The sequence below is a fragment of the aff. Roholtiella sp. LEGE 12411 genome (genome assembly GCF_015206995.1).
Taxonomy (GTDB): Bacteria; Cyanobacteriota; Cyanobacteriia; order Cyanobacteriales; family Nostocaceae; genus Komarekiella.
In genome coordinates, this window is sequence record NZ_JADEXR010000145.1 from 1 (window position 1) to 14,427 (window position 14,427).

Genomic DNA, 14,427 nt, shown 5'->3' on the forward strand with positions numbered 1-14,427 from the left:
CTTCAAAAAATTTTAAAAGTCATTAACCTTTGTCAGACTTAGCTTGTAGCGCTATATTCTTGTTTGTTATTAGCTCTTTTTTCTCGTTTAAAATACTTTTTTTTCATAAGGGGATCGGTAGAACCATATTAAGTTTACCAGTCTAGGACACCACTTTAAATACTGGTTAGTTATTTTAGCCTCGATGCACTAGCCTTATTTGAAGTACAGATCGGTTACAAAAAAGACTTATCTTAGAATTAAAAATCAATGTTACTGGATGTTAATAACAGTACTTTTCAAATATTCTCTAAGATTTAGAACTTGGTATTATGATTCAAGCGGATGGCTAGTTCTGAGAACAAAGCTGCAAAGTGAAAACGGTTAGTTTGATCTCTGCGTAGTTCTTTGGCTTCTCGTTCCAATAAAACTAAGATTTGTTCGTATTTTTGTTGGCTCCCATCTTGTAAATTTTTAGATTGGTTGAGAATCTGCTCTCAAAGTTCTCGTTGGCTATTGGTAGTTTGTTCATTAAACTGGGCAACTTTTTTCTCTAAAGATGAGGTGATGTTTTTCTGTTCTTTTGCTAAAACTTTTCAAGCTAGATAAATTTGTACCTCAGATGATTAGAAAACGCTATATACCTTTTCTACCTAAAGCAGAAAACGAACTAACACATACAATGCTGAAGCCACAAGTTGCAGTACCATTACTGGAATGCCGTAGTGTAGAAAAGTTTTAAACGAGATACGGCGTCCGTGCTGCTCAGAAATTCCGGCGGCTACGATGTTAGATGATGCACCTACAAGTGTGCCATTACCTCCCAAAGTTGCACCAAACATCATTGCGTAAAACAGTGGTAACACTTCTGGGGGAAACTGTCCCTGAAAGTCTTGTGCTAGAACTTCTGGGGGCGCTAACCCGACGTTGACAATGTACTGTTTGAGTAAGGGCACCATCGCCACTACCAAAGGGATATTAGGAATCAAGCTAGATAATATCCCCACAACAAATAATAAAACCAGCGAACCCAATACAATATTTTTTCCTAAAATTACTGCTAATACTCTTGATAAACCGTTGATTATGCCAGTCTTTTCCAGTCCCCCAATTAGCACAAAGATACTCATGAAAAATATTAATGTACTCCAGTCTACATCCCGCAATATATTGTTAACTGAATCTATTTTGCTATGGTGAGATAATAGTAAAGCCAAAGCTGCTCCTAACAAAGCTACAGCAGCAGGTGAGATAGGAATTGGTAAAGATTCTCCTATGACGAAAAATACTAATACGAAAGCTACAATTACTGCTCCCACACTTAAAACTCGTGGGTGATTGATTTGTGGGTGTGGCAGATGTTCGAGATCATCTAGTTGTGTATTCCAAATTTTGCGGAATAAAAATGGCAGTGTTGCTATCACAACGACAACAGCAATTACTCCCCCTAAACTCAATTTAAATAAATAATCTGTAAAACTGATATTTACAGCATCGCCAACAATAAATGTCGCTGGATCTCCAACTAATGTCAGGAGTCCAGCACTGTTAGCAACAAATACCATTAAAATTAGTAAAGGTACGAAATTTATCCCAAGTTCCTGCGCCATCGGCGGAATTAAAGGTGCTAACAACATTACCGTTGTGGCATTTGGTAACACTGCACAAATTGGTGTAACCATGCCAACTATACCAAGTAATAGTCGCTTACCTTGGCCTTTAGCTAATAGCACTATTTGAGTGCCTAAATAATCGAATATCTTAGTAGGCTCAAATGCCCGTACCAATACCATAACTCCAAAAAATAAACCCAGTGTTCCATGACTGTTACCGATGTAACCGACAGCTTCTTGTAAAGTCATGACGTTGCTAAAAACTAGTAACAAAGCTCCCAATAAGGCAGCAATTGTGAGATGCACCCATTCCGTCATGACTAAGATAATTACGCCTAAAAATGTAATAACACTTAGGAACGCTTGCCAGTTTTCCATACCCTACCTTTTGAAGTCTAATTGGTTGTATCAGTAGCCAAATAAGCCACCTATTTATAGGTGACTTATTTAGGCTCATAATGAAATTAAAAATCACTTACTTTAATTAAGAACAGTGATTATTCATCAATACAACTGGGAATACCCAATACGGCGCAGGGGAAATTAGAACCTAATGCCTCGATAATGGAATGATTGATAGATTTACAACCCAAAAACAGTATATCGGCAGCTTCTAATTCAACAACTTTCTTAAGTTCTGTACCAATACAGCCAAACCGCAGATGAGATTTGAAAGAACCCTGCCATTCTTCAGCCAGACTTCGTGCTTGCCAGAGGATTCTGTCTGCTTGTTGGATGGGAGTTACGGCGGCTTGGAGTTTTGGTTGAGTTAATACGAGTGTGACAGACTTTGATACTTCGCTGATCGAACACTCTAATGGAGGTTGATTTATTGGAAGATTTAAGACACTTGAAGACTGACTGCTTTGATTATTTTCAACCACATAAACGGCTTGAACTGTGACTTGTGTGTTGGTAGCCAAACGCGTTTGGTGGGCAATCCAGAAGGCAATATCCAGAGCTGTATGACTGTTTGGGGAAGCGTCATAGGCGACGATTAAGTTAACAGATTCTACTTTTTGAACTTTTTGAGAAAAGGGTTTTTTTGGCTCTGATAATAATACCATTTGCTCAATTAAATCATCTCGACCGATGGCGCTTTGTAAACGCGCTAACATTGGCTTAATTTCCACCGCTTTTACTTCTCCTAATGAAACGAATTACAAACGAGAAGCAGGGCAACCAATTTTAGATTCTGTTCTTTATCATTAGTCCTTGGCTATTAAACAATGACTCATGACTAAAATCTGAAATTAGTCAAGGAAACCCCAATAACAACTGGTATTACAGCCAAGTTTTGGAGGTTCCTTCCATTGCCTACGGAGTTAGCTGACGGGCTAAGACTGGAAGGTGTCTCTCGTAAGATTAGCCCCAAACATTGGTTCCTCCGTTTCAAATCTAGCTTTCATAAATTTGAATTAGGCTACCCACTAAAAAATGATAATCTAACTGGTTAGTCTTGAGAAAAATATCGGTCAAGGAAATTTAGAGCATGGTTGCGGAGTTCAAAATACTCTTTTGAGTTTCGCATGGCGGCGCGATCGCGGGGATGCTCAAAAGGAACTTCTAATATCTATCCTATGGTAGCAGATGGGCCATTAGTCATCAATACGATGCGATCGGACATATAAATGGCTTCATCTACATCATGGGTAATCATCATCACTGCTTGGCGATAGTTTTCCCAGATATCTAATACTTGCCGTTGCAATTTACCACGAGTTAGTGCATCTAATGCTCCAAAAGGTTCATCCATCAACAACATTTTTGGGTTAATTGCCAAAGCTCTGGCAATACCTACCCGCTGTTTCATACCTCCAGAAAGTTCATCAGGATACTTATCAGCCGCCGCCGTTAAGTTTACCATTGTCAAGTGTTCATTTACAATGCTAATTTTTTCAGCCCGATTGGCATTTTTTAGCACTTCATCTACAGCTAACCGGATATTTTCTCGCACAGTTAACCAAGGTAGTAATGAATAGTTTTGAAACACCATCATTCTCTCAGCACCTGGTTTACGAATTTCTTGTCCATCTAACCGTACCGAGCCAGAAGTGGCTTTTTCTAAACCAGCAATAATCTTGAGTAGTGTTGACTTACCACAACCAGAGTGACCAATTACAGAAATAAATTCATCTTCACCAATTGTGAGATTTACACCATCCAAGACGACAAAATTATCTTTATCAGGTGTTGGATAAGACTTGACTAAATTTTCAACTTCTAAAAATCCACTACGGCGCATAACTGGGTTGTGAGTATTGATAGGTATTGAGGTGTATTCCATCATCAAATGCTCCGAAAATAATTGAGTCAATTAGTCAATATTAAAACTTGGAATTTAAGACATAAAGAAACGAGTAGGAGCATTAGCCCTAATTGCAAAACTATTGAGATAGCCCACAGGATCGCTGGGGTCAAAGCCTTTTTTGTCGATAAATACTTCTGGAGGTTCGACTTTGTAATCATCCTTGGGAGACTCAATGCCCATTTCCGATGCTATCTCCCGATATAAGTCTGTTCTCCAGCCTTGTGCAGTCTGACAAATTGAAAACAGCTAAGGCAATAGGTAGCCAAGCTAGGGGCGATACTGGTTTAAAAATCTGAATGATGGGATTGAACGCCAGCATTGCCGATCTTGACATGCCTATTAGAAACCCTAAAGGAATGGCTACTACTGCACCTAATAAAAAGCCCAATAATACTCGCCGCAAACTGGCGAGCAACAACCAGCCAATACCTAGGTTGCCCGGGCCTCTTTGGTAGAAGGGATTTAAAATGTAGTCTAAATTAGCGGCTAGCGCTTCTGGCGGAGTAGGCATCAATTCATGATTAGCAAGTGCAACTACCCACCACAGCAGGATGATTCCTATGAACCCTAATAAAGGGAGTAAAAAAACGTCCTTGGCGATCGCAGGTTTTACTTTTTTCCAAGCAGTTCGTCCAGCAACCGCAATGATTGCAGCTAGATTTAGTTGAAATATCATTTACAACCTCAACAGAGTTCAGCACGGGTACAAAAATCTGAGCAGTACCAGCCTTGGACACTGATAAGATCGGAATATTACAATAATTCCGTCTCTTCAGTCTCCTCTCAATGCCTACGAAGTTAGCTGACGGGCTAGGGCTGAGAGATGCCCCTCTTTCAAGAGTACTGAGTAACCGAACTTCTGAGCGCCGGACGTCAGCGCTCAGAGTTTTCGCTGAGTATGAGTGTTGAGTTACCTAATTATTTAACTCTTTTCTCTTTACTCTAAGCTTGTCACTCTCTACAAGATACGCCCCACAAGATGGTTCCTCCGCTCCAACGCTATGTATTTTAATGCGTTAGATTAGGCTGACTTACTCTAATGGATACTTCTTGCGTAATATAGCATCCTTGCTCAGTGAAAACATCTGTCTTATGATAAATGTTGTTTATTTAAATACCGAAGTCAAGCGGCTCTCCTTGCTTTTCGGTAATTAATAAAAATTATACTTTTGGTTGTCCTGTGAGTAAACTCCCTACACAACAAGCTAAATGACGCAGTTAAGTCAAGCATGAAGACTGTTACTAGCTTAACTATTCCTTGTATATCTAGATACGAGTTATACAAATAAATTCCAGATGTACGGTTAACCAATCTAGATAACATCGAAAATCAAAAATATATATCTCTTTTGGCAGGTGAACTATTTCACTAATTTTGGTAAAACGCTACCACAATCGCTAGACTAATTGAATATGGAAGTTGACTTATCTATCTCGTTGCTGAATTTAACATAATGGATTTTAGTCAAGTACTGGCTGAAAAAAAGGATACTATCCTAAAGATATGGATTGCAGCAGTTCGCAAAGATAGACGAATTGAAAGTGCTGATGACTTATCTTACACAGCGATAAAAGATCATATCCCTGATGTTTTACAAGCGATGGTGACAGTGCTGTCAAAATATCAGGAAAATGATATTGAGTCAATAGTTACTGCTAGTTTCCAGCATGGCGCTATTCGAGCCGAACAAGGCTTTGATCCTGTAGAAATTGCTAGGGAATACCATCTGCTGCGAACAGTAATATTTGACACTGTGCAACCAGATTTGTTGAGGGGAACACCAATAGAGATAATTCGTTCTATGCGTTTGATTGACGCGATCGTAGATGAAGCGATCGCCCGGTGTTTCAAGAGTTATGTTGAGGAGCGCTTGCGAGAATTACGGCAGTTGCATTCATCACTAACGCTGCATAATGAGGAACTAACTCGCTTAATTAACGCTAATCAAGAGTATCTTTCCCAACTAGCCCACGAATTGAAACATCCTCTGACTTCCATTATTGGTTACTCAGATCTGTTTTTACGTCAACAACGAAAAACTGATGTGAAAGATAACTATGCCAACCTAGAACATATTGAGCGCGTGCTACGCAATGGTAGACAATTACTCCACCTGATCAATGATGTACTAGAACTTTCTCGCTATGAAACAGGACAGATTAAACTTCAATTAGCACTCACCAATGTGCCTGAATTGATCAATAATGTGTGTGAAATATTAGCACCTTTAGCTATTGGTAAAAATTTACAAATTGTAGTGGATTGCGATAGTATTGCCAATGCAAAAGGCGATCGCGCTCCCAAAGAGATAACAACAGATACCTTGAAGCTACAACAGATTGTCACAAATCTTATTAGTAACGCGATTCGCTATACAGAGTCAGGAACTATTAACATAGTCTATCAAGTGTTAGACAATGATAAATGGGCAATGCCTACGGCAGGCTACACCAACGCTCCTATGTTACGTGATGTGCCTTTCAAAAATTCCTCTTTTGTTCCTAGGGCAACAGTTCCAGAAAAACTGTTAGATAATAGAGTATATTTTGCGATCGTAGTTTCTGATACTGGAATTGGCATTGCGCCAGAAAACCAAACCCAGATATTTGAACCCTACTTTCGTGTAAGTGCTGACAATAAATCTTATCTTCCCGATAGTACCGGGTTGGGACTAGCAATAGTCTCCCGATTGGTACAACTACTGCAAGGTCAAATTCACCTAGTTTCTCAGTTGGGAGTTGGTTCCATTTTCACTGTAATTTTACCCTTACAAATAGAAATATCAGAAAGTTGACACTACAACAATCCTTGTTTCTTCAATCTAGCTAGCGCATCTTCAGCCGCAGCCTTCTCAGCATCTTTTTTGTTGCGTCCCTTACCTTCCCCGTAATCTTTTCCATCCACAAGCACTTTGGCTAAGAACTCTGGCGCATGAGATAAACCGCCTATTTGGAATGTGACATATTTGGGAGGATTTGGGGTAACATTCCGTTGCACCCATTCCTGAAAGCGATTTTTTGAGTCTACATTGGAGCGAAATACAACAATCTGTTCAGGAACAGAATCAAACAGCGGTTCTATAACAGCGCGAACTGCTTCAATATCCGAATTATTATCGAGATAGTAAGCAGCAAGAACTGCTTCAAAGGTACTGCTAAGTAAATTGGGATTTTGGTAGCCTCCGTCTCGAATTGCGCCTTTTCCTAGACGCATCCTAAAGTCTAAACCTACCTCAATAGCGAACTTTGCTAATTGCTTTTCATCTACAAGTGCAGAACGCCGCCGCGTTAATTCATCTTCTCCTCTTTCTGGGTGATAACGATAAAGATACTCGCCGCTTAAGAAATTCAGTAAAGCATCACCGAGAAATTCTAGACGTTCGTTATGTTCGCCTTCTTCAGGGTTTTCATGAACATAAGAACGGTGTGTAAGCGCACGGCGCAGAAGTTTTTCATTATGAAATATCAGTATTTTTTGCATTCTTGTTTTATGTCTTGTTGCGGAAAAAGATTGTTGGGAAAGTGTACAAATATAATGCTATTCAAACACGAAAAAACCGCAAATAGCGGTGTTAGTAAAACCCAGTTTTTGTATTTAACTGGGTTTTTAAAAGCTATTTTAAGCAGCCACCCTGTCTAACTCGATTAAAAACAATTCCTGATTTTGCTTTCGGACTTTACCATCCTTTACAGCAGCATCAATAAACTGACTAAAACTCTTAAATTTCTTGCCATCAGGTCTTTGTATTGAAGAACTTCCTTGATAGTTCGGACAAATCTGAAGCATTAAATTATTAATGGAACTAAAATTTGTAGGCTTGTTTTGGCTGAACGCAGTTTTGATAGCTTCAGTTAGATATTCTATAGCTTCACTATAATTAATGTGATCAGCTACAAAAGTAGTTGGAACTTGAGTGATTTCCACAACTAACTTGGGTAAATCATCTACAAAATAAAATTCATCAGCAAGTTCCTTCAATTTATGTTTTACATTGCCTATTTGAGCAAACATAATATTTTTTTTGCCCAATTTTTGTAGATTACGAACTAATTTTATAAAGTCTCCATCTCCTGATATGAGAATAACTATGTCTGGAGACAGATTACTGTCAATTTCCTCCAAGCAATCAGCTATTAACTGATTGTCTGCACTGTCCTTGAGATTGCAGGGAACATTAACACAGTTAAAACCAAGACTGGCCATATCTTCCTTGACAGCAGCTTGATCTTTACATTGTGAATTATAGTAAACATTTTTGCCAGTTAAACGTCCTTGAGACTTTGCAAAAGTCAGTAGTAATTGGGCTTCGTGGAGGCTTAATCTAGTATTTTGGTAATCCCAAAAGATAAAAACTTTGAGTTGGTTATGATTATTTTTTATGTTTGAAGCTATAGAAATATCTCTCATTGTAGTATGTCCAGAGTTGATTTTGGTGAACTGGACAGTCTCAAAAAATCACACAACTTGAGTAGCATAACTTGATACAAGGGATTGATATTCAAAAATTACTTCCCCGTTATAAAGTTTTCTACCGTCGCTTCCGTTTGGTTCATGTTTCAGCCGTAGAATTCCTGGCTTACTGCCAAGTTTTGCATTATCCCTTCTTCTGAACATTGATCCAAACATCTCATCTTCCTGTTAAAAGTCTAGTCGATCAATTGACTTGACATTTAGCTGAATACTCAGCCGAAGGGATGACACGAAGCTTGGCAGGAAACTAGGAATTCTGCTGCTGAGACAACACCAAAAACTTGCGCTTTAGAGTGCGGTTATTTTGCTGTCTTAAATATACATTTGCATAGCTGATGCTGGATGTCAATAGAGTAATTTATGAAGATTCGGAAAAGCGATCGCCTGACATTCATCATCTCTAATGTTCTTTTATATCGATTACTTAAATAATATTTTAGCTAATAAAGAATTTACGGTTTATTCTGTGCGATCGCACTATACAAAATACCTAATATTTTCTTAATATCCTTAATATAATACTCACTCAAATCAATCGAAACTATATTGCCATCAAGCTTGAGAAACTGCCAGATAGTACCGATAGTCACAGCACCATATATAGATTTGATTTGATTTCCACTTCTCTCGTTAAAAAACTGGGCGGCTACCATTTCGGCAATACATTGTGCTAAGCCAGATCGCAAATTCTCGTTTTTACTTTCTACTAAGACAATTACCGGACTACGTACAAGTAATTGTTCAGAAGAAAGACTTAAAATAAAATCACAAAAACCATTTAATCCTCGTTGACTGTCAACAGTAAAGTCAACTCCCGAAAATAAACTTATTTCATAATTAAATTTACGCCTAATTTCTAATAAAATGGGGCTAATTATCATTTCACTCCGAGCTTTTTCTGAACTTATAGCCACGGCTAAATCAACATTTTCTTTAAGAATAGTAGATAACAAATCACTACATTCTTGTTCTTGCACGCTTGCAAATAGTCCAGATGACTCGTGGATAACTAAACCAAAAGAATCAATAATCTCCAGAAGCTTAAAATCACTATAAGCCATAAAAATATTTCCTAAATCTCATGACTATAGCAACTTAATAATTTAGTTTAGGCGGAAACACTCTACTTAAATCTAGAGATAAATCAGGGAAACCAGGTAAAATTATTACTTGATTAGGTAAGAAAATCCGTTTATTTAAATAACCATGCTTATCTTGATTATCCTGATATCTTTCACTGTAACATTCTAGATAATTATCAAATAAATTGAATATCCAATAATTGGAAATGCCAGCTTGAGCATAGAGGGGTATTTTCACATCTTGGTCATAATTCAAAGAAGAATCAGCAACTTCCATCACTAATAATACATCAGCAGGTTTAGGGTGAGCCGAAAGATAATCATCAAAACGATTTTGAACGATAGCAAAATCTGGTTCAGGTTCGCTATTAGGTGGCAAAGTAATCGGAGCTTGAGATTGCAGAGTTGCCCTACCTCCCAACAGTTTTGGGAGTTCTTTCCACAATTTTCGCAAACAAGTTTCGTGGGCTGTACCTTTCGATACCATTTCAATAATTTCCCCATTGATTAATTCAATATGGTCATCTTCATGAAAAAACCCCAATTCAGTAAGCTTGTGGTATTCATCCAGTGTGAAGCGTTTAGCCTGAGTAATACTCATAAATGTTCCTCCCAAAGGAAATACAATCGCCCTTGTATTCTAAATGTGCCAGAAATTGGTATGCTAAAAGCCTAGACTAACTATTATTCAAACCATGCCTGCGCCCACCATTAACCCTATTATCACGGCTTTTCCCCTGACAGCTGTAGTTGGTCAAGAAGCAATAAAATTAGCCTTGCTGTTAGCAGCCGTTGATCCTGGTTTGGGAGGAGTGGCGATCGCAGGTCGTCGCGGTACGGCAAAATCTGTAATGGCTCGTGCTATCCACGCCCTACTACCGCCAATTGAAGTTGTCAAAGGCTCTATCAGCAATTGCCACCCCAACCACCCAGAAGAATGGGATGACCAACTATTGGCAGAGTATGCAGATAAAGATATTGAAAATGTCCCCGTCGAAATCATCCCCGCGCCTTTTTTGCAAATTCCTTTGGGTGTGACAGAAGACAGGCTTTTGGGTTCTGTAGATGTGGAACAATCGGTAAAACAAGGTGATACCATTTTTCAGCCTGGGTTACTCGCCGCCGCTAATCGAGGTGTCCTGTATGTGGATGAAATTAATTTATTAGATGACCAAATATCAAATCAGCTTTTAACAGTATTATCTGAGGGACGCAACCAAATTGAGCGCGAAGGTATTAGTTTTCAGCATCCTTGCAAGTCGTTATTTATTACTACCTATAATCCAGAAGAGGGAGCATTACGGGAACATTTATTAGATAGAATTGCGATCGCTCTTTCAGCAGACGGTGTACTCGGCTTAGATCAAAGAGTAGCAGCAGTTGAGGTTGCGATCGCCTATTCCCAGTCTCCCCAAGAGTTTCTTCAGCAATACAGCGAAGACTTAGACGCTCTAAAAACTCAAATCATCTTGGCACGAGAATGGCTCAAAGATGTCTGCATTACTCATGAACAAATTGCTTACTTAGTAGATGAAGCAATTCGCGGCAAAGTCCAGGGCCATCGCGCCGAGCTATTTGCTACGCGAGTTGCCAAAGCGGCGGCGGCTTTAGAGGGGCGAACAACAGTCAATGCTGAAGATTTGCGTCGTGCTGTGGAATTAGTGATTGTCCCACGAGCAACAATTGTGCAGACACCGCCACCTGAACAACCACCGCCACCGCCTCCGCCCCCACCTCAAAATCAAGAAGAACCCCCAGACGAATCCGAAGAGGAAGAACAGGAAGAACAGGAAGAACAGGAAGAAAATCAAGAGCAAGAACCCCCCAGCATACCGGAAGAATTCATCTTTGATCCGGAAGGGGTAATCCTTGATGATAACGTCCTTTATTTTACGCAAATGGCGAAACGGCAGGGTAAATCTGGTAGTCGCAATGTCATCTTTTCCGAAGACCGGGGACGTTACATTAAGCCGATGTTGCCCAAAGGGAAAGTGCGACGGATTGCGGTAGATGCCACTCTTAGAGCCGCCGCTCCGTATCAAAAAGTACGAAAAAAGAGGCAGCCAGGCAGAAAAGTTATTGTCGAACAGGGTGACATTCGCTCAAAACGCTTGGTACGTAAAGCTGGGGCGTTGGTGGTATTTGTAGTAGATGCTTCTGGCTCAATGGCTCTCAACCGGATGCAGTCGGCTAAGGGTGCAGTCATGCAACTTTTGACAGAAGCTTATCAAAATCGTGATCAAGTAGCGTTGATTCCTTTTCGGGGAGAACAGGCGGAGGTATTATTGCCCCCGACACGTTCTATTGCCTTGGCACGAAACCGCTTGGAAAGGCTACCCTGTGGTGGAGGTTCGCCACTGGCACATGGTTTAACCCAAGCTGTGCGCGTCGGCTTAAATGCCCAAATGAGTGGAGATATTGGGCAAGTTGTGATTGTAGCGATAACCGATGGGCGGGGTAATATTCCCTTGGCGCGTTCTTTAGGTGAACAGCTAGAACCAGGAGAAAAACCTGATATCAAAGCGGAATTGATAGAAATTGCAGCCAGAATCCGTGCTTTGGGAATACAGTTGTTAGTAATTGATACAGAGAGTAAATTTGTTTCCACGGGCTTTGCCAAGGAATTAGCACAAACAGCAGGAGGTAAATATTATCATTTACCAAAAGCGACAGATCAAGCCATTGCTGCTATGACTAAAGGTGCGATCGCTGATTTAAAATCTCGGTAATTAGTCATTTGTTATTGATCATTTGTCATTTGTCAATAACTTAAGATCTATTGACCACTACTTGTGGCTGCAAGTAGCAAATTAAATCCTGAATTCCTTTTTGCAGATACCGCGTTACCGTCATCGGACTCGTGCCAATTTTCTTCGCAGCATCCTTACGAGAAAGTTCCTTTAGAAACACCATTTCAACTGCCATACGCGGCTTTTCTTCTAACATACCTATTGCCCCTTGGAGTTGCTGCCGCTCTTCATCTAGTTGCTGGAGAGCAGTAGAACGAGGGCAAGGAAGTGCTTCACCCAAGGTTATTTGGCAATCAACATAGTTAACAGCCGTCGCATCTAAACTTAAAGGCATACGGTTTTGAGCCGCTAATTTGGTTTCTTGCCATTCTTGCACAGATACCTGGAGCTCGTGAGCAATTTCAGCATCTTTGGGAGGACGACCTAAAGACAATGCCAATTCTCTACGAGCTTTTTGTCCCTCATTGTACAGTTCTTGCCAGCGACGAGGAATTTTTAATAGAGTACTGCGATCGCGCAAAAAATGCAGCATCTCGCCTCGAATGTATGGCACAGCAAAAGAACTAAAAGCATATCCTTGGCTGGGGTCGAAGCGCTCAATTGCCCTAATTAAACCAAAATATCCGATTTGTTCTAAATCTTCATAAGGTTCATTACATTGATGGCTAAATTTATGAGCCATCTTTCGCACTAAGCCAGTGTGCAACTGTACAAGTTGATTACGAAGTTTAATAGAGGGATTCTGATGGTAATAATGTAATAATTCTATACCTTCAGTTCGTAAAGATGACTCACTTGTTGCCATATAAATTCCTTTGGTGTAACTCCTTTTCTTCAGAAGTTGGAGTTGCGTATGTCTTCTTCAAAGCTGTCATTATTTTCCTTAGTCAAGCTTGAATAAGCCATCGTCGTTTCACTGAACTTGTGAGGGGTCACACTCCACAATTCAGTATTTGTACGCATGATTTCGTACCCTTATGTGTTGCTGGTTATTTTTGTTTTTCAAATAATAATTGAGCATTGCATAATCTTTTTTGTCGAGTTTATTCTTACTTTGCAAAACCCAACCCTGGTTTCTCGACCTAAATATTGGTAACAATGGGAATAAGCCAGATGTTTTTCTAAAAAACTAATTTTTCCCTATGAGCAATACCAGCAATTTTCGTCAAGCTATTCGTGAGGCTAAATCTCACGCACTCGTTGGCCCAAATGTAATTGCCAATGCCCTTCCCTACGTCGGTGGTGGTCTTGTGCTAACCGCATTGGGAACCTACGGCGGTCTGGGAGTTATCCGTACTAACCCTGGACTGTTCTTTCCCACCTTCATCGGTGCGGTGATTTTGGAGTTAATTTTGTTCTTTGTTGCCCAAAATGTTGCCCAAAAAGGTAACAAGGGTCTTGCACTACCCCTATTGGCAACCTACAGCCTCTTGTCTGGATATACTCTCAGTGGCTTGATATTTGTCGCTTTGAGATCCCAAGGTGTTGGTATTCAAGGCATTGGGTTGGCTGCTCTTGGTTGTGGTGTTACCTTTATTGCTGCTCGTCAAATTGGTTCAAATCTTTCTGAACAAGATGGGATGGCTTTGACGAAAACCATCAATCTCGGTGTCATTGCCTTGGTGGTTGTGTGTCTAGCCCAATTTGGGTTTGCCATGTTTGGTGTTTACACGCCAAATTGGTTAGAAATTGCCATCTCTGGTTTAGGGGTATTCCTGTTTGTTGGGGTTTCTGTTGTCGATTTCTACATCTTGCCCCGCACTTACAGCGATGACCAATATCTACCTGCTGCTTTGTCGATGTACTTAACTTACATCAACTTGTTTGTCTTTATCTTGCGGTTGCTAATTGCCATCAATGGCCGCGATTAATTGTCAGTAAGCAATAATACAAGTAAAGTTTTATAAAGTAAAAACCGTGGTTAAATTTTTAGCAACCACGGTTTTTTCATCGTTTTATTCCAATACAGTTCAGTTAAGGTCAGTAATTGACATTATTCTCAATATTTAAACCTAAGAATAAGTCTTTCAGCATTAGAAAAATTGGGATTTTTCGTTAACTGAACCGTATTGCGTTTTATTCTACTTTTAATTGTACTGGAGTTTAGACTAAACGCATGACAAAGTAACTCAGGATAAGTGAGTCACAAGCTTTACACTCCAAAATTGAAAATCGAAGAGTTAAGCAGATTGTGGCGTTGGTTTTGGGGATTTTGTAGTGC

General features: G+C 39.8%; 10 protein-coding genes, 3 pseudogenes and 2 riboswitches. Of the genes and pseudogenes, 3 read left to right on the top strand and 10 right to left on the bottom strand.

Going from position 1 to position 14,427, the window contains the following annotated elements; all coding sequences use genetic code 11:
* Positions 1-632: 632 nt before the first annotated feature.
* The 5 genes and pseudogenes from IQ246_RS23495 to IQ246_RS23515 all read right to left on the bottom strand — a co-directional run.
* Positions 633-1,970 (bottom strand): SLC13 family permease, encoded by a 1,338-nt coding sequence (locus IQ246_RS23495; protein ID WP_194005747.1) that lies wholly within the window; start codon positions 1,968-1,970, stop codon positions 633-635.
* A gap of 119 nt (positions 1,971-2,089) precedes the next feature.
* Entirely contained in the window at positions 2,090-2,710 is a 621-nt protein-coding gene (locus IQ246_RS23500; protein ID WP_194005756.1) for a universal stress protein, read from the bottom strand.
* A gap of 183 nt (positions 2,711-2,893) precedes the next feature.
* Positions 2,894-3,027: riboswitch (cyclic di-AMP (ydaO/yuaA leader) on the bottom strand.
* An 18-nt stretch (positions 3,028-3,045) separates the two neighbouring features.
* Positions 3,046-3,879 (bottom strand): annotated as a pseudogene (locus IQ246_RS23505) (ABC transporter ATP-binding protein).
* 54 nt (positions 3,880-3,933) lie between these two features.
* A pseudogene (locus tag IQ246_RS23510) lies at positions 3,934-4,128 on the bottom strand (twin-arginine translocation pathway signal protein); the annotation flags it as partial.
* A 1-nt stretch (position 4,129) separates the two neighbouring features.
* Positions 4,130-4,579: pseudogene (locus IQ246_RS23515) on the bottom strand (ABC transporter permease); the annotation flags it as partial.
* A 96-nt stretch (positions 4,580-4,675) separates the two neighbouring features.
* Positions 4,676-4,941: riboswitch (cyclic di-AMP (ydaO/yuaA leader) on the bottom strand.
* Positions 4,942-5,357: 416 nt separating this feature from the next.
* Here IQ246_RS23515 and IQ246_RS23520 point away from each other — a divergent pair.
* Positions 5,358-6,698, top strand: a complete 1,341-nt coding sequence (locus tag IQ246_RS23520) for a HAMP domain-containing sensor histidine kinase (RefSeq protein WP_194005748.1) — start codon at positions 5,358-5,360, stop codon at positions 6,696-6,698.
* 2 nt (positions 6,699-6,700) lie between these two features.
* Here IQ246_RS23520 and rnc read toward each other — a convergent pair whose 3' ends face one another.
* The 4 genes from rnc to IQ246_RS23540 form a co-directional block, all read right to left on the bottom strand.
* Positions 6,701-7,384 (bottom strand): ribonuclease III, encoded by a 684-nt coding sequence (rnc, locus tag IQ246_RS23525; RefSeq protein ID WP_194005749.1) that lies wholly within the window; start codon positions 7,382-7,384, stop codon positions 6,701-6,703.
* A 138-nt stretch (positions 7,385-7,522) separates the two neighbouring features.
* Complete coding sequence (locus tag IQ246_RS23530; protein ID WP_194005750.1) at positions 7,523-8,311, bottom strand: NYN domain-containing protein; 789 nt, start codon at positions 8,309-8,311, stop codon at positions 7,523-7,525.
* A 515-nt stretch (positions 8,312-8,826) separates the two neighbouring features.
* Entirely contained in the window at positions 8,827-9,435 is a 609-nt protein-coding gene (locus IQ246_RS23535) for a hypothetical protein (protein WP_194005751.1), read from the bottom strand.
* 34 nt (positions 9,436-9,469) lie between these two features.
* Positions 9,470-10,057, bottom strand: coding sequence for a Uma2 family endonuclease (locus IQ246_RS23540; RefSeq protein ID WP_194005752.1), 588 nt, complete (start codon positions 10,055-10,057; stop codon positions 9,470-9,472).
* Between the two features lie 94 nt (positions 10,058-10,151).
* Between IQ246_RS23540 and bchD the strand changes: the two genes are divergently transcribed.
* The gene (bchD, locus tag IQ246_RS23545; RefSeq protein ID WP_194005753.1) at positions 10,152-12,185 is read left to right on the top strand and encodes a magnesium chelatase ATPase subunit D; all 2,034 of its coding nucleotides are present in this window, start codon (positions 10,152-10,154) and stop codon (positions 12,183-12,185) included.
* A gap of 40 nt (positions 12,186-12,225) precedes the next feature.
* Here bchD and IQ246_RS23550 read toward each other — a convergent pair whose 3' ends face one another.
* A complete protein-coding gene (locus IQ246_RS23550; protein ID WP_194005754.1) occupies positions 12,226-13,011 on the bottom strand; it encodes an RNA polymerase sigma factor SigF in 786 nt (261 codons plus the stop codon).
* Between the two features lie 337 nt (positions 13,012-13,348).
* Between IQ246_RS23550 and IQ246_RS23555 the strand changes: the two genes are divergently transcribed.
* Positions 13,349-14,077 carry a Bax inhibitor-1 family protein gene (locus tag IQ246_RS23555; RefSeq protein ID WP_194005755.1) on the top strand — a complete coding sequence of 243 codons (729 nt, stop codon included), beginning with the start codon at positions 13,349-13,351 and terminating at the stop codon, positions 14,075-14,077.
* The last annotated feature ends 350 nt before the right edge of the window (positions 14,078-14,427 follow it).